Source organism: Rhodococcus sp. SJ-3 (assembly GCF_051918125.1).
GTDB lineage: Bacteria > Actinomycetota > Actinomycetes > Mycobacteriales > Mycobacteriaceae > Rhodococcus.
The window spans coordinates 2,634,144-2,661,102 of record NZ_CM123306.1 but is presented as its reverse complement, the minus strand read 5'-3'; the positions used below and the strand labels follow the sequence as shown (position 1 = coordinate 2,661,102).

Annotated in this window: 18 protein-coding genes; 11 read left to right on the top strand and 7 right to left on the bottom strand. The window is 66.1% G+C overall.

Features of this window, described 5'->3' with window-relative positions; translation table 11 throughout:
* Window positions 1-29 precede the first annotated feature (29 nt).
* The 5 genes from ACTDXD_RS12215 to ACTDXD_RS12195 all read left to right on the top strand — a co-directional run bounded on the left by ACTDXD_RS12215 (window position 30) and on the right by ACTDXD_RS12195 (window position 3,169).
* Window positions 30-341 carry an SAV_915 family protein gene (locus ACTDXD_RS12215; RefSeq protein WP_440127265.1) on the top strand — a complete coding sequence of 104 codons (312 nt, stop codon included), beginning with the start codon at window positions 30-32 and terminating at the stop codon, window positions 339-341.
* Window positions 338-613: a hypothetical protein gene (locus ACTDXD_RS12210; protein ID WP_440127264.1), complete on the top strand. Its 276-nt coding sequence runs from the start codon at window positions 338-340 to the stop codon at window positions 611-613. The genes ACTDXD_RS12215 and ACTDXD_RS12210 overlap by 4 nt, the downstream gene beginning before the upstream one ends.
* Window positions 610-1,770, top strand: coding sequence for a hypothetical protein (locus ACTDXD_RS12205; RefSeq protein ID WP_440127263.1), 1,161 nt, complete (start codon window positions 610-612; stop codon window positions 1,768-1,770). Before ACTDXD_RS12210 ends, ACTDXD_RS12205 begins: the two co-directional genes overlap by 4 nt.
* Window positions 1,771-2,057: 287 nt before the next feature.
* Complete coding sequence (locus tag ACTDXD_RS12200) at window positions 2,058-2,438, top strand: hypothetical protein (RefSeq protein ID WP_440127262.1); 381 nt, start codon at window positions 2,058-2,060, stop codon at window positions 2,436-2,438.
* Window positions 2,432-3,169, top strand: a complete 738-nt coding sequence (locus tag ACTDXD_RS12195) for a hypothetical protein (RefSeq protein ID WP_440127261.1) — start codon at window positions 2,432-2,434, stop codon at window positions 3,167-3,169. The genes ACTDXD_RS12200 and ACTDXD_RS12195 overlap by 7 nt, the downstream gene beginning before the upstream one ends.
* On the opposite strand, the gene ACTDXD_RS12190 is transcribed toward ACTDXD_RS12195, so the two are convergent.
* Window positions 3,145-3,564: a hypothetical protein gene (locus ACTDXD_RS12190; RefSeq protein WP_440127260.1), complete on the bottom strand. Its 420-nt coding sequence runs from the start codon at window positions 3,562-3,564 to the stop codon at window positions 3,145-3,147. The two genes, ACTDXD_RS12195 and ACTDXD_RS12190, sit on opposite strands and share 25 nt — an antisense overlap.
* 331 nt (window positions 3,565-3,895) lie before the next feature.
* On the opposite strand from ACTDXD_RS12190, the gene ACTDXD_RS12185 reads away from it, so the two are divergent.
* The gene (locus tag ACTDXD_RS12185) at window positions 3,896-4,462 is read left to right on the top strand and encodes a helix-turn-helix transcriptional regulator (RefSeq protein WP_440127259.1); all 567 of its coding nucleotides are present in this window, start codon (window positions 3,896-3,898) and stop codon (window positions 4,460-4,462) included.
* Here ACTDXD_RS12185 and ACTDXD_RS12180 read toward each other — a convergent pair.
* Window positions 4,407-7,184 (bottom strand): FAD-binding and (Fe-S)-binding domain-containing protein, encoded by a 2,778-nt coding sequence (locus ACTDXD_RS12180; protein WP_440127258.1) that lies wholly within the window; start codon window positions 7,182-7,184, stop codon window positions 4,407-4,409. The genes ACTDXD_RS12185 and ACTDXD_RS12180 overlap by 56 nt on opposite strands.
* 82 nt (window positions 7,185-7,266) lie before the next feature.
* On the opposite strand from ACTDXD_RS12180, the gene ACTDXD_RS12175 reads away from it, so the two are divergent.
* The 4 genes from ACTDXD_RS12175 to ACTDXD_RS12160 all read left to right on the top strand — a co-directional run bounded on the left by ACTDXD_RS12175 (window position 7,267) and on the right by ACTDXD_RS12160 (window position 15,755).
* Complete coding sequence (locus ACTDXD_RS12175; RefSeq protein WP_440127257.1) at window positions 7,267-10,524, top strand: arabinosyltransferase domain-containing protein; 3,258 nt, start codon at window positions 7,267-7,269, stop codon at window positions 10,522-10,524.
* 44 nt (window positions 10,525-10,568) lie between these two features.
* Window positions 10,569-13,880 (top strand): arabinosyltransferase domain-containing protein, encoded by a 3,312-nt coding sequence (locus ACTDXD_RS12170; protein WP_440127256.1) that lies wholly within the window; start codon window positions 10,569-10,571, stop codon window positions 13,878-13,880.
* A 180-nt stretch (window positions 13,881-14,060) separates the two neighbouring features.
* Complete coding sequence (locus ACTDXD_RS12165; protein WP_440127255.1) at window positions 14,061-15,047, top strand: hypothetical protein; 987 nt, start codon at window positions 14,061-14,063, stop codon at window positions 15,045-15,047.
* Window positions 15,048-15,107: 60 nt separating this feature from the next.
* Window positions 15,108-15,755 (top strand): TetR/AcrR family transcriptional regulator, encoded by a 648-nt coding sequence (locus ACTDXD_RS12160; RefSeq protein ID WP_440127254.1) that lies wholly within the window; start codon window positions 15,108-15,110, stop codon window positions 15,753-15,755.
* Here ACTDXD_RS12160 and ACTDXD_RS12155 read toward each other — a convergent pair whose 3' ends face one another.
* On the bottom strand, window positions 15,756-16,382 hold the full coding sequence (locus tag ACTDXD_RS12155) for a TetR/AcrR family transcriptional regulator (RefSeq protein ID WP_440127253.1): 627 nt from the start codon (window positions 16,380-16,382) through the stop codon (window positions 15,756-15,758). It abuts the gene before it with no gap.
* Between the two features lie 77 nt (window positions 16,383-16,459).
* Here ACTDXD_RS12155 and ACTDXD_RS12150 point away from each other — a divergent pair, with 77 nt between their 5' ends.
* Window positions 16,460-16,870: a RidA family protein gene (locus tag ACTDXD_RS12150; RefSeq protein WP_440127252.1), complete on the top strand. Its 411-nt coding sequence runs from the start codon at window positions 16,460-16,462 to the stop codon at window positions 16,868-16,870.
* A gap of 61 nt (window positions 16,871-16,931) precedes the next feature.
* Here the strand turns inward: ACTDXD_RS12150 and ACTDXD_RS12145 are convergent, their stop codons facing one another.
* The 4 genes from ACTDXD_RS12145 to ACTDXD_RS12130 form a co-directional block, all read right to left on the bottom strand.
* Window positions 16,932-18,473: an acyl-CoA carboxylase subunit beta gene (locus tag ACTDXD_RS12145; RefSeq protein WP_440127251.1), complete on the bottom strand. Its 1,542-nt coding sequence runs from the start codon at window positions 18,471-18,473 to the stop codon at window positions 16,932-16,934.
* Between the two features lie 7 nt (window positions 18,474-18,480).
* Entirely contained in the window at window positions 18,481-23,385 is a 4,905-nt protein-coding gene (gene pks13, locus ACTDXD_RS12140; protein ID WP_440127628.1) for a polyketide synthase Pks13, read from the bottom strand.
* Window positions 23,386-23,435: 50 nt separating this feature from the next.
* A complete protein-coding gene (fadD32, locus tag ACTDXD_RS12135; RefSeq protein ID WP_440127627.1) occupies window positions 23,436-25,325 on the bottom strand; it encodes a long-chain-fatty-acid--AMP ligase FadD32 in 1,890 nt (629 codons plus the stop codon).
* 650 nt (window positions 25,326-25,975) lie between these two features.
* Window positions 25,976-26,932 carry a cutinase family protein gene (locus tag ACTDXD_RS12130; protein ID WP_440127250.1) on the bottom strand — a complete coding sequence of 319 codons (957 nt, stop codon included), beginning with the start codon at window positions 26,930-26,932 and terminating at the stop codon, window positions 25,976-25,978.
* Window positions 26,933-26,959: the final 27 nt, after the last annotated feature.

Below are 26,959 nucleotides of genomic sequence, written 5' to 3'. Positions count from 1 at the left end.
CGGGGGGTGCGACCGTATCGGGGGATTCGATGAGTGAGATTCTGTACGTGCCGATCAGGCGCCGCGACGGGTCGGGGCAGGTTCGGTTGGAGATGCGCACCCTGCCCGACGGCCGGCTGGCATTGCCCGCCTACACGTCACTGCAGGAACTGGTCCGTTGCTCCGGGCCGCGGCAGGCATGGATGGGCGTCGACAGCGGCGGACTGCAGGAAATCCACCGCACCACCGGATACGACGTGGCCCTGCTCGACGCAAGACAACCACCGCCACCGGTCGACGACGAATACCGACAGCCCCGAAGTTGGCTGCAGGATCCGCTCGGGAGGACAGGAACCAGGTGAGCATCGACATCGGAGACCTCAACGCGGTCGCGAGCCGTCTCGCAACCGGAGCGAGCGGAATCAACAACCTCGATTCCGAACCCGCCGAGATACCCGACGCCGGTGTTTCCACAGCACTGCTCGTGGACGCACTCGGGTCGATCGCAGCCGCATTGGACGTGGCGGTCCGGTCGCTGGCCAACGCAGCGGACGCCACGCAGGCCAGCCTGCGCAGCTATCAGGAGACCGTCGAACACAGCGCCCAGGAAATCGCGAAGGCCGGTGAACAATGAGCCTCGACACCCACGTTTTCGGCGACCCCGACTCCTGCTACGCATGCGCGGATTCGCTCGCCTACCTCGCAACCGGCGTGAACGAACAGTTGAAGTCGGCACGCGACGGCCGCTCCGAATCCGAGTACGAGTTCCGAAGCACTGCCGGCGACGAATTCCGGGAGACGCTCGACCGCATCATCGCCGGAACCACCGCGGCCGCGAACGAGATCGACGTGGTTGCCGCCGCCCTGCGTGTACTCGCCGATGAGCTCGTCACCGCACGAGCACGAATGTCGCAGGCCGAGGTGGCACCGTCGGAAGCGGGCATTCCCGTGGAGTTCGGTACCGGGATCGGCGGTCCGATCGCGGTAAATCCGAACTCGTATGATGTTGCACCCCAGCTCCTTCGAGCAAAGCAGGTTGTGGCCTATGAAACTGCGGCGGGGCTCGTCGCGGAAGGTCGAGGGATCGAGGTCGCAGCGCACAGCGCGTTCGCGGAAGCACTGCGTGGGCCGACGACGATCCTGAAGGACGCGGAAGCGCAGTGGGGTTGGCTGGCTGCGTTCGCAGTCACCGGATATGTCGGCACTGCCTTCGCAGAGCTCGCCAAATGGGGGCCGATCGCCGATAACCGAGGCGCGAATCTGGCCCGGCTACACGAACTCGCCGCGGAAGCAGCCCGGCTGGGCGACCCGTACCCGGAAGCCACAGCAGCCAGAGCTGTTCGCGCCTTCCAAGGCGGGGCCGACGACGCGGCGCGATTCGCTGCGGAGAACTCCCGGCTGCTCGCGGGGCTCGGTGACAACAAGGTCGTCCAGCTGCTTGGCAAGAACATCGGCGATTTCGTGCCTGACGGATTGGCACTGATATCGCTCGGATCCAAGATTCCTGTGGTCGGCCTCGGATTGACCGTAGGCCAAACCGCAACGGACGTGTACAACGCCGAGTCCACCGGCGACGCCGTACAGGCCGTGGCGAAGGACGTCGGTGGCTTTGTTGCGGGAACCGTTGCAACCGAATTGATCCTCGCTAGTGCTGCCGGCGGACCGGTCACGCTGCTCGCCGTCGGCGCCGGGATCGGGGTCGCATTCGGTGTCGGTGAGGCAATCGAGCACTGGGACGACATCTCCGGCGCTGCCGGCTCAGCGGCACGCTGGGTCGGCAACCTGTTCTGAGGAGCACGATGTACGCAACCGACCTACCTCCGATCCCCGAAGCGGCGACCGGAGAACCCCGGCCGCCCCGCGCACCGCGCATCCATCACGGCACGGAAACTACACCGTTGGACCGTCTCCCTCGGAACCGCCCAGAACCACCACCGGACGACTTCGGACCGATGCTCGAATGGAGCCAACATACGCTCCGTGAACAGTGCTTGGCCGCAGCCGCAATGGCGGGTCTAGTCATTGCTCCCGTTTCAGTGCAAGCCGGATTCGAATGGATTCAATGGTGGTGGTTCTGGGTGATCATCTTGACCGGTGCGTGGATGATGTTCCGTGCCTACGGAAACTCTTGGGCCGCTGCCGGTGCCACCTGGGTGCAATGGCGCAGCAGCTGGGTCGATACCTACCGACTCACTCGCATCCGCTTCTCCGCCGACGGCTATGCCCGCGTCCTACGACTGAAAGACGCCCACGGCAACAAAATCCACTCTTTCAAGATCCACGACCTCCAGAACAACCCCGACCTGTGGGACCTCGTCTACAACGGGATCCTCCACTCCGTCGCATCAGGCAACTGCGACATCGACGCCAAAACCCGCCGCGTCCTGAAAATCCCGTACGAACTCGGACCACGCCCGGTCAACAACAATCGCAGCAAGGGAAGACGCCGCGGATGGTGAACACCCCCGACCTACCGCCGATCCCCGACCCGGTCACCGGCGAGCCTCGGCCACCCCGCGCACCACGCATCCTCGGCGGTCAACCGAACACCCCCAGCGATCAGTTGCCGCACAGTATCCCCGCGCCACCGCCGATCGAGTTCGGCGCGGCACTCGAGGTTGCACAGCCGCGCTTCGGTGATCGGTTCGGCGCCAGCATCGCAATCCCTGTCCTATTCGCCTTGTACGGGACGGTGATCTGGGGAGGATTCGGGTGGATACACCATTGGTTCAACTGGGCACTTATCGTCTCCTTTTCCTTGCTGGTGCGCCGAGGGAATGATCGCTGGACCGCTGCCGGAGCGACCTGGCTGCAGAAGCACACGAGATCGGTCGACACCTACCAACTGACCAAAGTACATCTCCGCGTATCCAGGGCCGACAGGCAGTTGTTCTTCCGAGATGCACACGGCCGCAAGATTGACCATATGCGAATCGCGCAGATTCAGGCCAACCCCGCACTGTGGGACCTCGTCTACAACGGCATCCTTCATTCGGTGGCATCGGGCAACTGCGACATCGACTCCGACACCCGGAAACATCTGAGAATCCCCTTCGAGATCGGGCCACGACCCAAGCGGTTCGCCCCGCGCAAGGGACGCGCTACGCTCGACCCGCTGCGCCGAACCACCGGTCGCCCCGCCAATCTCATACCTCGCACTGGTCGTCACCGCGCTCCGGATACCGAGTGACGTGGCACCTGACACCGACCCGATTGTCGTCGCGTGAGCGCCGCTGCTGCCGCCAGTGCGACGAGAAGTCCGATGTCCACTCGTGCGACGCGCACGAGCGCACTGCTCGAGCCGTCGATGCTGTACGCGAGACCAACGAACGACCCCAGCCCCACCGCACCCGACAGAAGCGCTGGGGGCCGATAGCGCGGTCGGGCCGCACTACCGATCAACGCCACGCCAACGAGTCCGAAGAAGAGAGCGCGGTGACGGAGAAGAAGTTCGACGTCCGGGTCCGCCACCGTGATTCCGTACAGTTCTTCGATCCGACGTCGTGACAGCACCGCCGTCGCCGGGACGAGATGCGCAACCCCAACCCCTGCCATCAGGACCGAACCGATTCGACTTCCGAGCATTTCGCGCTCCTTTGTGTGTGTAGTGGTCTCTAGACTCGCGTGTATGGCTCCTGCCGCGCTTCCAGAAACATGCGCTACACCCAACTCGGATCCGCCGCCGGCTGCGACGCTGTGGATAAGGCCCGGCCTGGCCGCGTATCTCGGTCGCTCACTCGGTCTCGACCCGCACTCCACCTCGGTGCACTGTCTCGTTGTCGGCGTCGATTCGCCATTCACAGTAAGGGTCGTAGGCGAAGCAGACGTTGCCGCGCGAAGCGCGCTGATCCCTCCTCGACTCGTTCACCAGGTCGTTTCTCCGCCGGACAGCCGGATCCTCTTCTGTTATTCGGACGTGAACCATGTTGACGGATCGGAGCACATGGGCCGAATGGGACGCCGCGAGGGACACCTCGGGATCAATCACCCGGCCGAGGCAACTCTGGTCGACCTGTGCAGGTGTGCCGCTCCGGATGGCGCCGCCATCATGGCGGTGGTCGTCGGATCACCCCGACGTCACCTGGATCCCCGTATCGCGCGGACTCTCGAACGCATTCGCACCGATCCGCCGTCCGTACGCAACGCCGCACACCTGGCGCTCGCGGAGGGACTTTCCCCGTCGTACTTCCTCCGTCTGTTCAGCCGCGAGACGGGCACGAGTTTCCGTCGGTATCGCCTGTGGGCGAGAATGCTCCACGTTGCCCGATCCATTTCGGAAGGCACTGATTTCACGAGCGCCGCCATGTCGGCAGGGTTCGCGTCGCCGTCCCACTTCAGCGACTCGTTCCTGCGGATGTTCGGCCTCACCGCCACGTCACTCGCTACGACGGGCGCGAACATTGTGGTCGACGATGCGGCCCTGTCCCCTACGGCAACCGCGACGCGAGCAGCTCCGCCAGATGGGTGCCGCGACGATCGGTGAGGTCGCTGAGCTGAGTGCGACACGAGTAACCGTCGGCGAGCACAACCGTGTCGGCGGCGGCGGATTCGACAGCGGGAACCAGCTGGTTGTTCGCGACCGCTACCGACACGTCGTAGTGGCCACGCTCGACCCCGAAGTTTCCGGCGAGACCGCAGCAGCCGCCGAGCCTGGTTACCTTCGCGCCGGCACGTTTCAGGAGCGCGGCATCGGCTTCCCACCCCATGATCGCGTGGTGGTGGCAGTGCGGCTGTGCGACGACGGTGGTGCCCGACAGCGACGGCGGCTCCCAGTCGCCGAGCAGTTCGGCAAGTGTGCGGGTGGACTCGGCCACGACACGTGCCGGCTCGGAGCCGAGCAGTTCGACGGTGTCGGACCTCAGCACCGCGGTGCACGACGGTTCGATACCGACGATCGGCGTACCCGCACGAAAAAGCTCGGTAACTGTGCGGCCCAGAATCTTTCGTGCCTCGTCGAGCTGGCCGGTGGTGATCCACGTGAGAGCACAGCACTGTTGCTTCTCGGTGATCCGGACACGGTACCCGGCGGCTTCGAGCACCGCGACCGCCGCGATTCCGACCTCGGGAGTGAAGTAGTCGGTGAACGTGTCGACGAACAGCAGCACGGGCTCACCTGTGCGTAACCGCTGTCCCGCGGTCTCGGCGAACCAGCGCCGGAAATTGCGGGGCGCGAAGGCGGGTACGTGCCTGCGCCTGTCCATGCCCCCGAGCATCAATCCCGCCGACCCCATACCTGGAATTTTGGCAATCGTGTTGATCACCCTGGGCATTCGAGTGGCGAGCGCTGCCCACTGCGGCAATCGGCCGAGGGTGTAGTGGCTGATCGGACGTCGGCGACCGCGGTAGGTCTGGTGCAGTACCTCCGACTTCCACGTGGCCATGTCGACTCCGGTGGGGCAATCCGACGCGCATCCTTTGCAGGACAAGCACAGATCGAGGGTTTCGTGCACCTCCGGCGAGGCCCACCCTCCGGAGACGAGCGAGCCGTTGAGCATTTCCTGCAGCGCTCTGGCCCGGCCGCGTGTCGAATCCTTCTCCTCGCGGGTGGCGAGGTACGACGGGCACATGACCCCGCCGACGGGCGTCGTATCGGCGCGACACTTCCCGACGCCTGTGCACCGGTGCACGGCCTGGGTGAAGTTGCCGTCGTCCTCCCGGTACCGGAACGCGAGGCCGGTGCGGACGGCGGGCGCCGCAGGCACGCGGAGGTCGGCGTCGACGGGACTCGGGTCGACGAGGACGCCGGGGTTGAGCAGGTTCTCGGGGTCGAAGACGGATTTGACGGCGCCGAACAGGCGCAGTGCGTCGTCGGAGTACATCAACGGGAGCAGTTCGCTGCGGGCCCGTCCGTCGCCGTGTTCGCCGGACATCGAACCTCCGTACGATGCCACCAAACGTCCTGCAGCAAAGAGGAACTCGCGGAACAGCCCGGGCATCTCGAGTGGGATGTCGAGACGGATGTGGATGCAGCCGTCGGCGAAATGTCCGTACGGGTAGCCGGTGATCCCGTAACTGTCGGTGAGCTGCTCGAAATCGCGTAGGTAGTCACCGATGCGGTCCGGGGGCACCGCGGCGTCTTCCCATCCGGCGTGCGCGGGCAATCCCCGCGGGCTGCGCGCGGACAACCCGGAGCCGTCCTCCCTGATGCGCCACAGTGCCGCGGCGCGTGCCGGATCGTCGATGTGCAGGGCGTCGATTGCGCCGGAGAACTCGACCATCGATACCGCACGGTCGTGGACCTCGCCGAAGTCGTCGCCGACGAGTTCGACGAACAGCCACGCCGCACCACGCGGAAGTGGTGGGACCGCGCCCGGCCCACGCCGGGTACGGACGATGTCGACGATGCGCGAATCGAGGCCTTCACACGCCGTGGGACGGAACCGGAGCAGAGTGTGGGCGGCGTTGCCTGCGGCGACGATGTCGGGGTAGCCGAGGGCAACCATGGTGCGCACCGGCGAATCGGCGACCAGCTGCACTGTCGCCTCGGTGAGCACACCGAGGGTCCCTTCACTTCCGACGAACAGTTTGCGCACGTCGAAGTGGTTTTCCGGAAGTAGGTGTTCGAGTCCGTAGCCGGAGACCTGCCTGCCGAACCGGCCGAATTCGGTGCGGATCGTCGCGAGGTTCGCGTCGACGAGATCCCGCAACGGATCGAGCATCGGCGCACCGCCGGGAAGTGAGAGCGGATGCCCGGTACCGGTGAGGACCTCGATGCCGACGACGTTGTCGGAGGTGCGGCCGTAGCCGAGGGCGCGAGCGCCGCACGCGTTGTTGCCGATCATCCCGCCGATCGTGCAGCGGTTGTGGGTCGACGGGTCGGGGCCGAACCGTAGTCCGTGCGGCGCTGCGGCGCGCTGCACAGTGGCTTGAACTGCTCCTGGTTGCACGCGCGCGATGCGGTGCCGAGGGTCGATCTCGAGCACACGCCCCATGTGGCGGGAGAAGTCGAGCACCACCCCGGTTCCGACGGCGTTGCCCGCGAGCGAGGTGCCCGCGCCGCGGGAGGTGAGCGGCACTCCTTCACGGCGGCACACGTCGAGGGCTGCCGCTACATCGTCGACACTGCGAGGCCGGACGACGACCTGCGGCGGCACCCGATAGAGCGAGGCATCGGACGAGTACATCGCACGAGTGGTGCTGTCGTCTCGAACATCGGAGATCCCCGCTTGGCGGAGGCGAGTGCCGATCGCCGACGAGATCTCCATGCTGACCGATGCTAACTGTGTTGTGTCGCTCGCCGGATCAGGTCGAGCAGAACAATTCTCCATTCGCTTAGCATCGTTCCCTGTGTCAGACGATTCCCCGGGTTCGAGCGTCCGTACCGCGCGCCTCATTGCAGTCCTCACAGGTCTGCTCGGAGTCGTCCTGGCAGCGGCCATCCCGTTTCTCCCTGTGAAGCAGGAAGCCGCGACCATTCAATGGCCGCAGAACGACGGCCTCGCCAGTGTCGAAGCGCCGCTCGTGACGTACACACCGCTCACGTTGCGAGTGAGCGTTCCGTGTGCGGCTGCCGCAGCTCTCGGGGACGACGGCGGCACGCTTGTGTCGACGGTGCCTCCCGGTGCGCCCGACGCCACGGGCAACGCGCTTGTGATTCGTGCCGTACCCGGTGAGGACGGCGCGCCGGGCACCGTCGAGGCGGTGCTGCGGAACTCGGTGCTCGTCTCCGCGCCACTCGACGCGCCGTGCACCGCGGTCACCGTAGCGTCCGATTCGGAGCGGACCGCGGCACAGATCGTGGGTGCGGACCCGGCTGTCGATGTCACCGTCGGAGGCGATGTTCGCCCCCAGATGGTGGGGGTCTTCTCTGACCTCGACGACTCCGCCGTTCCGTTGACCACAGGCGCCGACGCCGACCGACTGTTTGTGCAGGCGGAACTGGATTCCCGATTCACGTCCACGCCCACGGTGATCAAACTCGTCGCGATGATTCTGTGTGCTCTGTCGACGCTGTCCTCGTTGGTTGCTCTGCACCGCATCGACGGGGTCGATCGCCGCAGAGCACGCAGGTTCCTGCCGTCGCACTGGTGGCGGTTCACGCCGGCCGACGCCGTGGTGATCGGAGTCCTTCTTCTGTGGCACGTCATCGGAGCGAACACCTCCGACGACGGCTACATCCTCAACATGGCCCGCGTGTCCGGCGAGGCCGGGTACATGGCGAACTATTTCCGCTGGTTCGGGGTGCCGGAGGCCCCGTTCGGCTGGTTCTACGACGTGCTGGTCCTGATGTCGGAGGTGTCGACCGCCAGCATGTGGATGCGGCTGCCCACGCTCATCGCAGCAATCGTGTGCTGGATGATCATCAGCCGCGAGGTGATTCCGCGTCTCGGTGTGGCCGTGCGTCACAGCACTGTCGCGTTGTGGACCGCCGGTCTGGTGTTCCTCGCGTTCTGGCTGCCGTACAACAATGGCCTGCGGCCCGAACCGATCATCGCTGTCGGAGCCCTGCTCACGTGGTGTTCGATCGAGCGTGCCATTGCGACCGGCCGCATGCTGCCCGCCGCGGTCGGCGTGCTCATCGCCGCCTTCTCGCTCGCAGCAGGCCCCACCGGGCTGATCTGTGTGGCCGCGCTCATCGCGGGCATCCGTCCGCTCACGAAGCTCATCGTTGCGCGGCGGTCGCTGGTCGGGGTGCTTCCGCAACTCGCCCCGATCCTCGCGTCGGGCACCGTCGTGATGATCGCCGTGTTCGCCGATCAGACTCTGGCCTCGGTGCTCGAGGCCACCCGGGTGCGGTCCGCGGTGGGTCCGAACGTGCCGTGGTTCGACGAACGACTGCGATGGGACGCGCTGCTCACTGTGGCACCCGACGGTTCGCTCGCTCGCCGCTTCGGAGTGTTCGTCATGCTGCTGTGCCTTGTCGTGTGCGTGATGCTCATCCTCAGGAAGGGTCGCGTCCCGGGTACCGCGATCGGCCCGTCGAGGCGCATCCTCGGGATCGTTTTCGCATCGTTGCTGTTGATGATGCTCACGCCCACGAAGTGGACCCACCACTTCGGTGTCTATGCGGGTCTGGCAGCGGCCGTCGCCGCTCTCGCCGCGGTAGGGGTGGGTGCAGCGGGGATACGGTCGGCCCGCAACCGTGCGTTGTTCACCGCGGGTGTGCTGTTCGTGCTCACGATGTCGTTCACGGGGTCCAACGGCTGGTGGTACGTCTCGAGCTACGGCGTCCCGTGGTGGGACAAGCCGCCGTCCATCTCGGGGTACGGGTTCTCGACGGTGCTGCTCGCTCTGACGGTGCTCGCGCTCATCGTGGCGGCATGGTTCCATCTGCGCGAGCCGTTCGCAAAGCCGAAGCCTGCACGGAACGGTCGAGCTCGGGCACTTGCGTCGGCACCGCTGACCGTCGTCGCAGCGGGCGTCGTGCTATTCGAGGTGCTCTCCCTCGTCAAGGGCGCCGTATCGCAGTACCCGGCCTACTCGATCGCGCGCTCGAACGCCGCCGCATTCTCGGGCGGGTGCGGTCTCGCCGATCACGTTCTCGTCGAAGCCGACCCGAACTCCACCATGCTCGCTCCGCTGAGTGGCTTCGCAGCAGACGCTCTCGGCGCCGGCCGCGCCGACGGGTTCACTCCCGACGGCGTCGCGCTGGATCTGACCGCGGACGCCGAGATCACCACCACCGGCGGCGCGAACTCCCTCGAGGCCGACGAAGGCGGCACCACCACCTCGACGACGGCGGGCACCGGCGGCGGGCGCCGTAGTGACGCCGGGATCAACGAGAGCACGGTGCGGCTACCGTTCGGGCTCGACCCCGCACGCACCCCGGTGCTCGGCAGCTACCGGAGCGGCACACAGCACGCGGCCGAGCTCGAATCCGGGTGGTACGCGCTGCCCGAACGCACCGCTGATACACCGCTGCTCGTCGTCACCGCGGCGGGTCGTGTGCAGTACGTCGACCCGGATGGTGTCATCACCCCCGGTCAGGACGTGCTCTTCGAGTTCGGTGTCTCCTCGGGTGAGAACGTCGACGCGATCGGGCGGATCGCACCGATCGACGTGGGACCGGCGCCGTCCTGGCGTAATCTGCGGGTGCCGAGCGACGCGATTCCCGCGGACGCCGACGCGGTGCGGCTCGTCGTCGAAGACGGCGACCTGTCGCCGGACCAGTGGGTCGCGGTGACGCCACCGCGGATGCCGCAGCTCGACACGTTGCAGACGGTCGTCGGTTCCGAGGCGCCCGGTCTCCTCGACTGGTCGGTCGGGCTCGCCTTCCCGTGCCAGCGCCCGTTCGGCCACCGCTACGGTGTCGCCGAGGTTCCCGAGTACCGCATCCTTCCGGACCGGGTGGGCGCCGATGCAACCAACGGATGGCAGGACTCCATCGGCGGCGGACCCCTCGGATGGATCCCGCTGTTGCTCACCGCGGAGACCGTGCCCACCTATCTGAACCACGACTGGGATCGCGACTGGGGGTCGCTGGAGCGGTACCGACGGATCGACCCGGACGCACGCACAGCGACCATCGCGGTCGACGAGATCACCCGCTCCGGTCTGTGGAGTCCGGGAGCGATCCGTGACGGAGTGCCCGATCTGCTCGAATGAGGGCGCGTGACCGCGCTGGTCACTGCCCGATACCATCGACTCCCGTGCCCGACGCCACGACGAACGACTCCTCCCCAGCGGTGACCGCCACACGACCGGTCGGTGAGGACCTGCGTTCGCAGTACCGCACCGCGCGGCTCATCGCGGTCGTCGCCGGAATCATCGGGATGGTGCTCGCCCTCGCGACACCGTTCCTGCCCGTCAAGGTCACCGAGGCGACGGTGTCGTGGCCGCAGAACGGCTCGATGACGGACGTCGAGGCGCCGCTCATGTCGCAGGTGCCCCTGCAGCTGACGGCGACCGTGCCGTGTGCCGCGATCGCACAGCTTCCCGATAGTGGCGGCATGGTCCTCGCTACCGCGCCTTCTCGCGGGCAGGACGCCGCACTCAACGCGATGTTCGTCCGGGTCGGGCCGGAGAACGTCGACGTTCTCGATCGCAATGTCGTGGTCGCGACTGCGCCGCGCGCCGAGGTCACCTCCCCCGCATGCACCGAGATCAGAATCTTCTCGGATATCGAGCGCACCACCGCCGAGTTCGTCGGCCTCACCGACGACAACGGCAATCCCCGAGCGGGTGAACTGACCGGCGACCTGCGGCCCCTCGTCGTCGGCGTGTTCAGCGACCTGTCCACCGATGTCCCCGGTCTCGACGTGCAGATCGATGTGGACTCGCGGTTCTCGTCTACGCCCACGCTCGCGAAGTCTCTCGCGATGATTCTCGCGGTGCTGGCGACGGCGCTGGCACTGGCGGCGCTGGCGAAACTCGACGGCACCGACGGCCGCGGGCACCGACGTTTCTTCCCGTCACATTGGTGGAAGTTCCGCGGCGTCGACTTCGTGGTGGTCGGCACACTGATCGGCTGGCATTTCTTCGGCGCGAACACCTCCGACGACGGCTATCTGCTCACCATGGCGCGGGTGTCCGATCACGCCGGATACATGGCCAACTACTTCCGGTGGTTCGGTGTCCCCGAAGCCCCGTTCGGCTGGTACTACGACGTGCTGGCCCTATTCGCGAAGATCTCGACGGCAAGCCCGTGGATGCGTCTGCCCGCGTTGCTCGCCGGGATTCTGTGCTGGATGGTGATCAGCCGCGAGGTAGTGCCGCGCCTCGGTCGTGCGGTCCGGCACAATCAGATCGCCCTGTGGACAGGCGGCCTCGTGTTCCTCGCGTTCTGGCTGCCGTACAACAACGGTCTGCGGCCCGAGCCGATCGTCGCCGTCGGCGCTCTACTCACGTGGTGCTCCATCGAACGCGCGATCGCCACCGGACGGTTGCTTCCTGCTGCCACGGCCGTGGTCGTCGGCGCGTTCACGCTCGCTGCTGCTCCGACGGGCCTGATGTGTATCGCTGCGTTGATCGCCGGTATCCGGCCCATGACGCGCATCATCGTCCGCAAGCATCGCGAGGTCGGCACATTGCCGCTGCTCGCCCCGATCGGCGCCGCCGGACTGCTGGTCCTCGTCGTCGTCTTCTCCGACCAGACTCTCTCCGCGGTCCTCGAAGCCACCCGGGTGCGCACGATCATCGGTCCCAACGAGGAGTGGTGGAACGACTTCCTCCGCTACTACTACCTGATGGTGCAGACCGTCGACGGTTCGCTGCCCCGCCGCTTCGCGTTCCTGGTCATGGTCCTGTGCCTGTTCACGACGCTGCTCGTGCTCCTGCGTCGTCGTCGCATTCCCGGTATCGCGGTGAGCCCGTCGTGGCGCCTGATCGGCATCGTGTTCGGAACGATCTTCTTCATGATGTTCAACCCCACGAAGTGGACCCATCACTTCGGGGCGTATGCGGGCATCGCAGGATCCCTGGCCGCGTTGACCGCGGTGGTCGTGTCGGCGCAAGCGCTGCGGTCACGCCGCAACCGCACGATCTTCCTCGCAGGACTGCTGTTCGTCCTCGCCATCTCGTTCGCGGGTATCAACGGCTGGTGGTATGTGTCGAGCTACGGCGTGCCGTGGTTCGACAAGACCGTGTCGCTGTCGGGGTACCAGTCGAGCAGTTTGTTCCTGGTTCTGTTCGGTCTCGCCCTCGTCCTCGTCGCCTGGCAGTACCTCCGCGAAGGCTATGCGCCGCCACCGGAGAAACCCACGTCGGAGAAGGGGCGGCGGATCCGTACGTTCGCGGCCGCGCCACTGACCGTCGTCGCGGCGGTGATGGTGTTGTTCGAAGTCCTGTCGCTGCTCAAGGGCGCCGTGTCGCAGTATCCGGCGTATTCGTTGGCACGTTCGAACGTCGACGCCCTGACCGGCTCCTCCTGTGGCCTCGCCAACGATGTGCTGGTGGAGAGCGATCCCAACTCCGGACGTCTCGAACCGCTCCTCGATCCTGCCAACCCGCCCGCCGGCGGTGACGCTCTCGCAGGAGCCGGACCGGTCGGGTTCTCCCCCAACGGCGTCCCGAGCGATCTGACAGCCGACTACGTCGAGGTCAAGCCCGGGCAGGGCAACACCGATACCCAGAGCATCGGCGTGACCTTCGAGACCGGGGCCGGCGGCGGTACCACCGGCGGTTCGGGCGCGGAGACGATCAACGGCAGCACCGTGAAGTTGCCGTTCGGTCTCGACCCAGCGGTCACTCCGGTCCTCGGCAGCTACCAGGACGGTGTCCAGGAACCCGCGATGCTCACGTCGAGCTGGTTCCGGCTACCCGAACGCAGCGACGACGCTCCGCTGATCGTCATTTCCGCGGCCGGTCGCATCTGGTCGTACGACGACACCGGCGCGCTGACCTACGGGCAGTCGTTGCTGCTCGAGTACGGTACCCGCAACCCTGACGGAACATTCGAGGTCAAGGGCAGCTACCTGCCGCGCGATATCGGACCCGCGCCGTCGTGGCGGAATCTGCGGATACCGATTGCGGACCTGCCCGAAGATGCCGATGTCGTCCGCATCGTCGCGAACGACCCCAATCTCACCGGTGACCAATGGCTCGCGTTCACCCCTCCGCGTGTTCCGCAGCTCGACACTCTCGACTCGGTGATCGGCTCCGAGCAGCCGGTGCTGCTGGATTGGGCCGTGGGCCTGCAGTTCCCGTGCCAGCGTCCGTTCGACCACGCATATGGGGTGGCGGAGATGCCAAACTATCGCATCCTCCCCGACCGCCCGCTCGCCGTGTCGTCCACCGACACCTGGCAGGCAGCCGAATTCGGTGGGCCGCTGGGGTTCACCGAGGTCCTCGCCCGTCCCGAAGCGATCCCGACGTATCTCGACGGCGACTGGGCGCGCGACTGGGGTTCGCTCGAGCGGTATGTGCGGTACTACCCCGATGCCGAACCGGCCGACGTCGTGACCGAGCAGTCAACGCGCTCGGGTCTGTGGAACCCTGGCACGCTGAGGGTCTACGAACAGTAGGCTGGCCGCGGCCCCCATGGCCGAACGTCACCTTCATGCATTCCAAGTAGCCAAAGGTGACGTTCGGCTAAACCGACTGGCGCACCGGGTTATCCACAGGCGGGTGGTTCATCCACAGGTTCGCCCATCAACACGCGTAACGGCCCTGTTCCGTCCGTTGCCATCGGCATCATGGTCGCCATGAAACGGGGAGCATGGGGCGACGACCCTTCAGCACTGCACGCACTGAGCGTCAATGGGATCATCCGGACGGCGACACTGCTCGACTACGGTGTCACGTCGGGCGCGATCAGCGGACGCTGCCGTAAAGGTGGTCCGTGGCAGCGGATCCTGCCCGGCGTCATCGGCCTACACAACGGTCGGCTCAGTACGACCGACCGGCACACGGCAGCGCAGCTCTACGGAGGCGCCGACGCAGTACTCTCAGGACATGCCGGTTTGACGCTTCACGGCTACCAGCATTCCGCCACGATGAGTGACGTTCTCCTACTCATCCCGCATGAACAACACCGACGGAAGTTCTCGTTCGTGGACGTCGAACGATCGTCGCGCCTCCCCGATCCCGTCTGCAAAGGAAAGCTGCGCGTCGCGCCTGTAGCCCGGTGCCTGCTCGACGCTGCCCGCCGTATGTCGCGAACAGACCGATGCCGGGCTCTGCTGACATCAGCGCTACAACGCGGCGACGTCTCCGTCGACGAGCTCGCACAGGAACTGGCCGAGGGAAGCAGACGAGGAACTGCGGTGCCGCGGGGCGTCATCCGCGAGCTCTCCGACGACGCGCATTCCGTCGCCGAGGTGTGGGCGCAGAAGCTCTATGCGACGAGCGATCTACCTGCGATGATGCACAATGTTGATGTCTTCACCGACGACGGCGCCTGGATCGCTCGTCCCGACGGTTGGATGGACGACGTCGCCGTAGCGTGGGAGATCGATTCACTCGCGCACCATTTCAGCCCTGCGGACCACGAGAAGACGCTGCAGCGGCGAGCCCGCATGCAGCGGCACGGACTCATCGTCGTCGCGCACCTGCCGAGCCAGATCCGTAACTCGCCCGCGATAGTTCTCGCGGATCTACGTGCAGCCTACGAGCAAGCCTGCCGACGCCCGCGCCCTCCAGTCCGACTTGGCCGAATGTCACCTTCATCCACTTCGAGTAGCCAAAGGTGACGTTCGGCCATACCCGGGGGAGCGCACAGAACTGCGTTCCGATTCTCTAGAATGGCGAGGGTGACCACCGAAGACATCACCGGCACCAGCGCCATGTCGGCCCGCGCCACCGAAGCGGTACAGCGAAGCCTCACTCCGCGGCAGGAAGCCGCGAGTCGCGACGTCGATCGCTTGATCAAGGCCGGACGAGATCTGCTGACCGCCGGATCGCCTGCGCGTGTCGCCGATATCGTGGCGGCCGCCGGACTGTCGAACGATGCGTTCTACCGCTATTTCCGCAGCAAGAGCGACTTCGTCGACGCAGTGGTCGAGGAGGGCGGACACCGCCTCGTCAACCATCTGCGCAGGAAGATCGATGCAGCCGAGACGCCGGAAGCGGCGTTGCGTGCGGGCGCGACTGTGATCTTGAAGCAGGGCGTCGACCCCGAGATCGCTGCCGCGACGCGCAACGTTGTAGGCGGGGGCGCTGGTGGCCGATCGCATGCCCCGAAGGTGCGGGAGGAGCTCGAGCTGACTCTCGCTCGCGTCCTCGTCGGTCCGATCACCGATCTCGGCTCCACCGACCCGGAGCGGGATTCGACAACGACCGCGATTCTGTTGCTGGCGCAGATGGAACATCTGCTGTGGAAAGACACGACGGACTTCGATCCGGGCACTGAGGTCGAGCACATCCTCAGCTACATCCTCAGTGCCCTGCACACCGGCTGATCATCTACGTTCGCGGCCGGCCCGCTGCTTCCACCCCTCCTCGACAGATGCGCGGCACCTGTCGGGTTCGTCTCCCGCCTGGACGAACAGTGCGGTGAGCATGACTACGCAATGGTCGACGGTGGTGTGCGGTAGCGGTCCGTTCGCCACGAGCGACACGAGTCCGTGGTCGATGGCCCAACTCTGGATCGCCAGTTCGAGCGGGTCGACGTCGGCGCGGAAGCGTCCCTCGTTCCGCGCTCGTCGCGCAGCCTGGACCAGGAACTCCAGGGTGGCGTCTGCCGCCTCGAGATCTTCCAGTTCGACGCTTGCATCGAACATGACGCGGTACAGGTCGGGATGATCGAGGGCGTTGTCGATGTAGGACGCGGACAACGCCGCCAGGTCTCTGACCCCGTCCCCCGATGTCTCCACCGTTCGGAATCCGGACCCGAGCCGCGTGAATCCTTCCTGCCGAAGGGCTTTCCACAGACCGTCCATACCACCGAAGTAGGTGTAGACGGCCATGGTCGACACTCCTGTCCCTGTCACCAGCGAGCGCAGGGTGAGGGGTTCGCGGGCTCGCAGCATCTGCGCTGCGCGCTCGACGAGGAGGGTGCGCACCGCTGGATCCTTCGCTCTCACCATGACGCTACTTTACATAGCATTGCACTGTTATAGTTTGGAGGTCCGCTTCAGACTTCGACCACCCCCAGGAGACCTCCATGGCCGTCACGCTCGTCAATCCTGCAGGACTTCCGCAGACCGACCTCTACAAGCAGGTATCGGTCGCCACCGGATCGAAAATGGTGTTCATCGCCGGGCAGGTCGCGCGCGACGCCGACGGCAACAGAATCGGCGAAGGCGACCTCGCCACACAGACCGAGCAGTGCTATCTCAACATCGCCACCGCCCTGGCCGAGGTCGGTGCAGGCTGGGACGACATCGCGAAACTGACCGCCTACATCGTCGACTGGACTCCCGAGAAGATGGCCCAGCTCGTAGAAGGCGGCGGCCGAGCAGCCGCCACATTGGGCATCGAGGGACCACTGGCGCCCCTGACCGGCATCGGTGTCTCAGCACTCGCCGAACCCGACCTCCTGGTGGAGATCGAAGCCACCGCCATCCTCGACTGATATGCGAAAGTCCCACCGGCACAGCCACATCGACGGCCGGTGGGACTTCTCGATCACACTCTCAGAGCGGAAGCAGGTGGTGCTTGCGCGGGTTCTTGAACACCTTCTTGTCGCGGAGAAGCGTCAATGCCTTCCGGATCTCGAGACGCGTGGTCTTCGGCTCGATCACCGCATCGATATAACCGCGCTCGGCCGCGATGTACGGCGTCGCGACATGCTCGTTGTAGAAGTTGATGAGCTGCTGACGCACCACCGGAGCGTTCTCGCCAGCCTCGGCGATCTGCTTCCGGCCGATCACCGCGACCGCAGACTCCGCACCCATCACCGCGATACGCGCGGTGGGCCACGCGAAGTTGATGTCGGCACCGAGCTGCTTCGAACCCATCACCGCGTAGCCACCGCCGTACGACTTGCGCACCACGACGGTCACCTTCGGTACCGAAGCTTCCACGTACGCGAACAAGAACCGTCCGCCACGCTTGATGACGCCGATCTTCTCCTGGTCGACACCCGGCAGGAAACCCGGCGTGTCGACGACGAACACCAGCGGGATGTCGTATGCGTCGCACACTCGCACGAAGTGCGCGGCCTTGTCGGCGGCAGCCGCATCGAGTGCACCCGACAGGTACAGCGGCTGGTTCGCGACCACACCGACGGGGCACCCGTCGACGCGCGCGTAGCCGGTGATGATGTTCGGGGCGGTCTGCGAGCGGACCTCGAAGAAGTCGCCGTCGTCGAAGATCTTGAGCAGGATGTCGTGCATGTCGTAGCCGGAGTTGTCGGCGTCGGGCATGAACGAATCGAGCTCGATGTCGTCGGTCGTGATCTCGGGTTCGAGACCCGGGTTGATCACGGGAGGCTTCTCCTGCGCATTCGACGGCATGTAGCTCAGATACTGGCGCACCCAGTCGAACGCGGCCTTCTCGTCGGGCGCGACATGGTGCACGTTGCCGTACTCGGCCTGCTTACGAGCGCTGCCGAGCTCCTCGAGACTGACATCCTCACCGGTGACCGCCTTGATGACGTCGGGGCCGGTGACGAACATGTACGCCTCTTCGGTCGCCACGACGACGTCGGTGTTGATCGGCGCGTACACCGCACCACCGGCGCACTTGCCGACGATGACCGAGATCTGCGGCACCAGTCCGGACAGCGGTTCGGTGCGCTTACCGATCTCGCCGTACCAAGCGAGCGAGGTCACGGCGTCCTGGACGCGGGCTCCGCCGGAATCGTTGATACCGACGACCGGGCAACCGATCTTCAATGCGTGTTCCAGAACGGCAGACACCTTGCGGCCGAACATCTCACCGACACTGCCACCGAGAACGGTCTGATCGTGTGAGAACACCGCGACGGGCCGGCCGTCGACCAGGCCGTGTCCGACGACGACCGCGTCGCCGTAGAACGCGTTCGGGTTGCCGGGCGTCTTCATCAGCGCGCCGATCTCGACGAAGGTGCCCTTGTCGAGGAGCATGTCGATGCGCTCCCGAGCGCTGGGAATGCCCTTCTGAGCACGTTTGGCGATCGCGGCTTCCCCTGCGGGTTCGTTCGCGATCTCCAGTTTTGCGCGCAGCTCGGCCAGCTTTTCTGCCGTGGTGGTCACTACTCGTTCAGCTCCTCGAGGCCTCGATGTCGGCCAGCTTGCGGGTCAGGTCGGCCCCCACCTTGCCGATGTACGGCTCGTCGACGATCTGGATGTGATCGCCACCGATGTGGATGATCTCCAGATTCTCGACCACGTCGCCCCAACCCCCGTCAGGCGCCCGTGTCGCGAACGCCGGCTCGAGATCGATCGCGTCGTCCTGGTACTTGTCGGCCATGTACAGCACGACGTCGCCGTCATACCGTTCGAGCTTCGCCGTCTGAATGGCACGGTTGTCGAGCCACGACGTGCGCTGATGCTCGATGATGCCGCCGGGGATCTCGACACCGCTCATCTCGAGCAGACCCATGAGAATCTTGATCTGCTCTTCGTCGCTGCCCGCGTCGGCAAGCAGGTCGTACGGAAGCGGCGCCTCGACACCGTAGGTCTTCTTCGCAAAGGCCGAGTAGCGCTGCCAGCGTTTCCGGATCTCCTCCGGAGTGTCCTCGATCTGCTCGCCTGCCATGACCGTGTCGAGAAGACCGATGATCCGCACGTCCTTGCCTTCGGCGCGCAGCAACCGGCCGACGGCATAGGCAAGAACCCCACCGAGCGACCAGCCGTACAGCACGTACGGGCCGTCGCCCTGGATCTCCTTGATCAGCGGCAGGTAGACCTTGGCGCGCTCGTCGATCGGCCCCTCGGTGCGTTCGAACCCGTACATCGGGGTATCCGCGGGCAGGCGGCGCAGCAGTGGCTCGTACGCGACGGTCGAGCCCCCCGCCGGATGGAACACGAACACCGGCACCGACGCCGATCCCTCGGGCCGCGGCCGCAGAGCGCGCACGAGTCCGTCGATCTTGTCGGAGGATTCGAGATACTGCCGGACCGTTTCCGAGAGCTGCTCGATCGTCGACGCCTCGCGGACATCGTCGACGGTGATCTCCCCGCCGGAACGCTCGGTGAGCCGCGTGGCGAGACGCTCGGCCGCAGACCCTTCGAGAGTCGGCAACGGGTTGAAGATGCCCTTGGCGGACTTCCCTGTGACCACGGCCCACGATGCGAAGGTCAGGCGTTCCGCGGCGTCGCGGGGAGGAACGTCCGGCCCGGACGATTCAGTTGCAGGTTCTTCCTGCGCGGCTGGCTCTTCCGGGGCGACAGCCTCCGTCAGGATCTGCTCGGCCTCACCCAGGACGGTGGTGTCCTCGATCTGCTCCAGCGGCACCTCGGTCGCGGCCTTCTCCGCTGCCTGCTGCTCGGCGAGCTGCGCGACCTCTTCGCGATTCTCCACCGCATAGTGCAGGTACTTCGCGACGTCGCGCAGGGACGCGTCCTTGACCGCCGCCAGCTGCAGCTGCGGGATGTCGAATTCGTACTCGACGCGGTTCTTGATGCGCACCGCCATCAGCGAGTCGAGGCCCAGCTCCATGAGCGGGATCTCGGCGGGCAGATCCTCGGGTGCGTAACCCATGGATTCGGCGACGATCAGCGTCAGGCGATCCTCCAGAGTCTGGGACCCTTCGGGGTCCCACTTGTCGCCGAATGCCGGAGCGTCCTCGGACAGTTCCTCGACGTCGTCGGACGGACGAGCCGGGGCGGCGATCACCGGGGCAGCCAGCGCCTCACCCGAAGTGACGACGCCCTCGTGCACGAGGGTGAAGCCGCCCTCCGTACGAGCGTGGACCTGCACCGACGCGCCACCCGGATGCGGAGTGAGTGTCGTGGTCACCGTGGCTGCATCAGGCAGCTCGGCATGCCGTATGGACGCGGTGAGCGCGACATCGGCCAGAACCTGCGACGCGGCGGTGGTGACGAGCTCGGCGGGATCGGTGACCGCCCCCGCCTGCACCTCCCACACGTGGCGACCGTCGGGCAACGCGACGTGGGCGCCGGGGACACGACCGTGGCCACCGCCGCCGCCGATGCGGGCGTCGACCCAGTACGGCTTACGCAGGAACGCGGTACGCGGAATGTCGGCATAGTCGCCCTCGGGCAACAGACTGTGCAGATCCACCGCATGCCCGTGGACGTAGAGCTGCGCGAGCGCGGTGAGCACGCCGAGCGACTCGTCTTCCTTGCGTTTGAGCGTCTGGATGAAGACGCCGTCCTGCACACCGGCGTCGAACGCGGTGGCGGCGACCGACATCAGCGTCGCGGGATTCGCGTTGAGCTCGACGAACGTCGTGTAGCCGTCGGTGAGCGCCTTCCGGATCGCCTGGGTGAAGTACACGCTGTGCCGCATGCCCTTCGTCCAGTACTCGACCGGGTGGATGCCCGCGTGACCGGCGCGGTACAGCGTTTCCTGATCGACGGACGAATACACGTCCACCTTCAGGCGCTGTGGCTCCATGCCCGCGAGTTCGGCAGCGAGCTCGCCCAGGATCGGATCGACCTGCGATGTGTGGCTCGCGCCCTTGGTCTGGAGGACCCGGGCGAACTTCTCCTCCGCCTCGGCGCGCGCGACGATGGCGTTGACCTGCTCCTGCGGTCCGCCGATCACAGTGTGAGTGGGCGCCGCATAGACACACACCTCGAGCTGCGGGAAGTCGGGGAGAACCGAGGTGATCTCATCGGAGCTGTACTCGACGAGCGCCATCAGGCGAATGTCGTCGCCCTCGAGCTGGCCCTCGGCCTCACCCATCAGGCGCGACCGGGCGCAGATCACGCGCACGGCTTCCTCCAGCGACAGGCCGCCCGAGATGTACGCGCCGGCCGCCTCACCCATCGAGTGGCCGACGATGGCGGCAGGATCGGCGCCGTGGTGGCGCAGCACCGCAGCGAGACCGACCTGGATGGTGAAGATACCGACCTGCGCGGTCTCGACGTCGTAGTCCTGCGCGTCGTCGAGGAACTTCTCCTTCATGGAGTAGCCGGACTCGTCGAGGATGAACTCGTCGACCTCGTCGACCGCAGCGGCGAACACGGGGTTCTCGAGGTACAGCTGCTTGGCCATTTTGCGGTGCTGCGCACCGAAGCCGGACAAGACCCACACCGGGCCGTTCGCGGCCGGGCTGTCCGCGGTGAAGACGTTCGGCGCGGGCTTTCCCGCGGCGACAGCACGCAGACCGGCGATCGCCTCGGCGCGGTCGGCGGCGATGACGACCGCACGGGACCGGCCGTGGTTGCGACGCGACAGCGTGCGGGCCACGTCGGCCAGCGCAGTGGTGCTACCCACCGAGGTTTCGAGCCAGTCGGCGAGATCCGCCGCAGCGCGGCGACGACGCGACGGCATCGGTGCGGACACCGCGAGCACGACGGGCAATTCGCGTGCGGGCTCCGACGCAACGGCATGCTGCGCGGCCTCGGCGCTGTCGGGCAGCACCTCGACCTCGGCCTCGGCGTCGATCTGACCTTCCGGCCCGGTGTACTCGTGCACCACCACGTGCGCGTTGGTGCCACCGAATCCGAAGCCGGAGATGCCCGCGACAGCGCGACCGGAATAGCGCGGCCACTCGGCCCCCTCAGGGATCACGCGGAGATTGGCCTTGTCGAAGGCGATGTACGGGTTGGGCGCGGTGTAGTTGAGCGTGGCCGGGAGCGCGTTCTCCTGCATCGCGAGAACGACCTTGATCAGGCCTGCGGCGCCCGCGGCGGCCTCTAGGTGCCCGAAGTTCGTCTTCGCGGAGCCGAGCAGTGCCGGCTTGTCGGTGTCGCGGCCACGGCCGATGACACGGCCGAGGGCGTCGGCTTCGATCGGGTCGCCGAGCACTGTGCCGGTGCCGTGCGCCTCGATGTAGTCGACACCCGACGGCAGGATCTGAGCGTCGCGGTAGGCGCGGCGCAGCACGTCCGCCTGCGCGTCCGGGTTGGGCGCGACCAAACCGTTGGAACGTCCGTCCTGGTTGACGGCCGATCCGGCGATCACAGCGAGGATGTTGTCGCCGTCGCGTTCGGCGTCTTCGAGTCGCTTGAGGACGACGAGGCCGCCGCCCTCCGCGCGCACGATGCCGTTGGCGTCGGCCGAGAACGCCTTGATCTTGCCGTCGGCGGTGAGCATGCCGGTTTCGTCGAAGCCGATCGTCCCCGCGGGGGCGAGAAGCATGTTGACGCCGCCGGCGATCGCGACGTTCGCTTCACCACCGCGCAGTGCACGCACCGCCTGGTGGACCGCGACGAGCGACGACGAGCACGCGGTGTCGATGCTGATCGACGGGCCGCGGAAGTCGAAGAAGTACGAGACGCGGTTGGAGACGATCGACGTGGACGTACCGGTGATCGCATACGGGTCGGCGGCCGTCGGATCGGACGCCGCGATGAGCATGTAGTCGTTCGCGGACGAGCCGATGAACACGCCTACCGAGCCGCCTTTGAGGTCGCTCGCCGGGATGTGCGCGTGCTCGAGCGCCTCCCACGTCAGCTCCAGCGCGAGACGCTGCTGTGGGTCGACCATCTTGACCTCGCGCGGCGACATGGCGAAGAACTCGGCGTCGAAGCCCTTGACGTCGTCGAGGTAGCCGCCGCGCGTGTTCGCATTCGCGATCGCCTCGGAGACGAGCGGATCGCCGTAGAACTCCGACCAGCGGCCTTCGGGCAGATCGGTGATGCCGTCGCGCCCCGATGCCAGCAGGTCCCACATCTGGGCCGGGGTGTCGATGTGCCCCGGAAGACGCGTCGACATACCGACGATCGCGATGTCCTTCGAACCGAGGCCGCCACCGGCGACATAGAACGCGTCGTCGGTACCTTCCGGCACCTCCGGTTCGCCCTCGATGATGCGAGTCGCCAGCGACGCGATCGTGGGGTGCTGGTACGCGACCGTCGCGGTCAGCGTGACACCGAGGAGATCCTCGATGTCACCGCTGAGCGCCACAGCGTCGCGCGACGCCAGCCCGAACTCCTCCATCGGACGGTCGTCCGAGATCTGGGAGACCGGCTGGCCGGTTGCGTCGGCAATCCAGTTCCGCAGCCATTCGCGCAGCTGCGCAACGGTCATTTCAGTGTCAGCCATCAACCCACCACGCTACCCGGACGGAGGACAATTTCTTACACGCTGTCGGGGAACGCCTGCTGCTGGTATCCACCACGCAGCGTTCCCTCGATGTAGGCGGCCTTGCATGCCCGCCGCGCAATCTTCCCACTCGACGTGCGCGGAATGGATCCGGCCGGTACGAGAAGCACATCACGCGCGGTCACGCCGTGTCGCGCGGAGATCGCGGCACGTACGGCGTCGGCGATCGGCTGCGGGTCTGCCTTGCCAGCGCCAGGGGCGCGCTCGGCAACAATGACGAGTTGCTCGGACGAGTCGTCGGTGTCGAACTGCAGGCCGGAGGCCGAGTTGTCGAACACGACCTTGGGCAGCTGGTTCGCAGGCACCGCGAACGCGGCGACGAAGCCCGGGCGCAGCGCGGAGCTCGCTTCCTGAGCGGAGAACTCGAGATCCTGCGGGTAGTGATTGCGGCCGTCGACGATCACGAGGTCCTTGACGCGCCCGGTGATGTACAGCTCACCGTCGACGTAGACGCCGTAGTCACCCGTGCGCAGCCAGTTGGCGTCTTCGGGCGTGCCTTCGGCCTGGCTCTTCTCTGCGACCCGCTTCGTGATCCTGTTGTGGAAGGTTTCGGTGGTCTCGTCCTTCCGACCCCAATAACCGATTCCGATGTTGTCGCCGTGCAGCCAGATCTCTCCGACGTGACCTTCCGGAGCCTCTGCGCCGGTCTCGGCGTCGACGATCGCGGCCCACTGACTACGGGCGACATAACCACACGAGACCTGCGGGATCGCGCCAGGCGCATCGCGGTCGACAAGTACGACCCGGCCGGCGTTGAGCTCGTTGCGGTCCACGTAGAGGACCTTGGCTTCTTCGGAGTTCTTCGTCGAGGACACGAACAGCGTGGCCTCGGCCATGCCGTACGACGGCTTGATCGCGGTCTTCGGCAGTCCGTAAGGCGCAAACGCCTCGTTGAACTTGCGCATGGACGACGTCGTCACCGGCTCGCTGCCGTTGATCAGCCCGATCACGTTGCTCAGGTCGAGGGCCTCGCCGTCCTTCGGGACGCCGCGCGCTGCCGCGTGCTCGAACGCGAAATTCGGTGCGGCCGCGAACGTCCCTGCTCCGTCGGAGACCGCTGCGAGTTCACGGATCCAGCGGCCGGGCCGCTGAACGAAGGCGCGGGGACTCATGATCGTGATGTATTTGCCACCGATCGCCGGGAGGATGACGGTGAGCAGACCCATGTCATGGAACAGCGGCAGCCAGGTGACACCCCGAGAGTTCTCGTTGAGCTCCATCGAGTCGGCCATCTGGATCACGTTGGTGAGCACAGACCGGTGGGTGATCTCCACGCCGGCGGGCACTCGCGTCGATCCGGACGTGTACTGGAGGTATGCAATGTCGTCGCTGGTCGCCTCAGGGCGCTTCCATGAGTCGGCGACGGTGTCGGGAATCGCGTCGACGGCAATCACGCGGGGGCGCTGTGCAGCGGGGAGGGGTCGGAAGAACTGGCGCACACCCGCAGCGGACGAGGTGGCAGTGAGGATGGCGCTGGGCGTGCAGTCGCCGAGGACAGCGTGCAGGCGGTCGGTGTGCCCCGGCTCGTCCGGATCGAAGAGCGGCACGGCGATGACACCCGCATAGATCGCTGCGAAGAACGACACCACGTAATCGAGGCCCTGGGGCGCAAGGATCGCGACGCGGTCGCCGGGACTGGTGACCTGCTGCAGCCGAGCAGCGATCGCACGGAGCCGCACACCGAACTGCGCCCAGGTGAGCTCGTCCACATCGCCATCACGGTTGCTCGAGTAATCGATGTACCGGTAGGCCAGCTCGTCACCGTTCGAGGCAGTGTGCTGCTCGAGGTGATCGAGCAACGTGCTGCCGTCCGGCAGTTTGATCTGCCCGTACTCATCGATGAACTCTTCGAACCCGACGCTCAATTCCTTCTCCCTGTCGAAGCGATCCCACAACCACTCGACATGGTTGCGCCCCATTTACGTTGTCCGCGCTACCGGATCGTCGTGCCTGCACAGCACTCACAGCCTCCGGCAGTCAACCTGCCAGTACTGTCCATCGATCCGAGATCACGAATATGTTACAGATCGGCTCAGCTCGCTCCCCCCGCGAGCAGCGGATCGTGTGGCGCGAACCCTTCCGTCCGAGATGGGAAGCACCAAAGATACGACACCCGGTCTCCCATTCGCGAAATGCGGTCTCGTTCGGCGGTCTGTTCGGACACACCGGTTGCGAGATATACAGATTCGCCGCCGGTGCCGCTGCATCGGCAGCGCATGCCGTCGCCGCATCGGCAGTGCACACAGCCCGGCCTTCCCTTCGGAAGCGTGGACCGGTTCTCGGTGTGCCTCCCGCTCGACACGACTTTTCGTGACGAGGATCATTCCGATCTGCCCACCGTTTCCCAAGCTCTCAGCCGGTGACGGCACAACATTCATCCCCTCCGGTCCCTCACGGTATTGCCCGCGGCCTCCCCCGGCCTCACGAGCGCCGCTCGTGCCTGGGCACGCAGCGGCCATCGGTCGATTGTACCGGGTACGTGACCCGGGACACTACCCGCTGGTAACCGAGGGGGTCACTCTTCCGGCGGATGTGGTGCGGATTCGATCTTCTCGGCAGCCCATCCGGTGATCCACTGGGTCGCAGTCGTGCCCGATTCATCCACAACGAACGTGTTGTACAGCGCGTGGATCGGGTTGTTGACGTACTCGAGAACGCGAGGCGCAGCGGTCATCCAGTTGGTCGGGTTGAGCGCATCCGGCGGAGCATCGCAGATGCTGTCGGACGGTGCACAGATCTGGAAGGTGCGATCGTCGAGTGCACCGAATCCGCCAGGGCGCTCACCGGTCATCGTGATGCCCGGAAGCCTCAGACCTGCGAGCGAGAGTTCGGCGCCGACTCCCGCGACCGGCGGGCCGATATCGATGCCGGAAACCCCGTCACGACGACCGTCCGCGATCAACGCGACACCGAGAACACGGTCGGCGGGGACCGGTCCGTTGCCCGCGCCGATCTGGGCCGCGACGTCCCCGGTGATGACCGCGCCCTGGGAGAACCCGGTCAAGACGTAAGTGGTGAGCGGGCACTCCGCAGACCGGCCCGCGAGGAATTCGTTCGTCGCGGCGGTTCCGGCACTACGGCTGTTGTTGTAGGACTGCTGGCCGTCGGGCGGGAGCGCAACCGGATTCGAGAACTGAGCGACGTACGGGACCGTGTAGACGTCGGCGCGCTGGGGGTCGAACTGTTCCTGCAGCGGTCGCGTCACGTTCAACATCAGCGACGCAGGGTTGGCCGTCGGGTTGTACGGGTCGTCACCGACCGCGGACTCCCACGTACCGGGCACCGCAACCACCTGGACGTCGGGGCAGGACGCAGGCTGCGACTGCGGTTCCTCCTGTCCGGGCGGCACTACCGGCCCGGGAACATCCAAGCGCCCCGCGAGCATGTACCAGAGAGCCAGCACCAGGACCAGAAGCAGCAACGCCCCGAGTACGACGATACTGCGCCCGCGACGCCGCTTCGTTCTGGCCATCAAGTGCTTCTCCCTCTATCTGCAGTG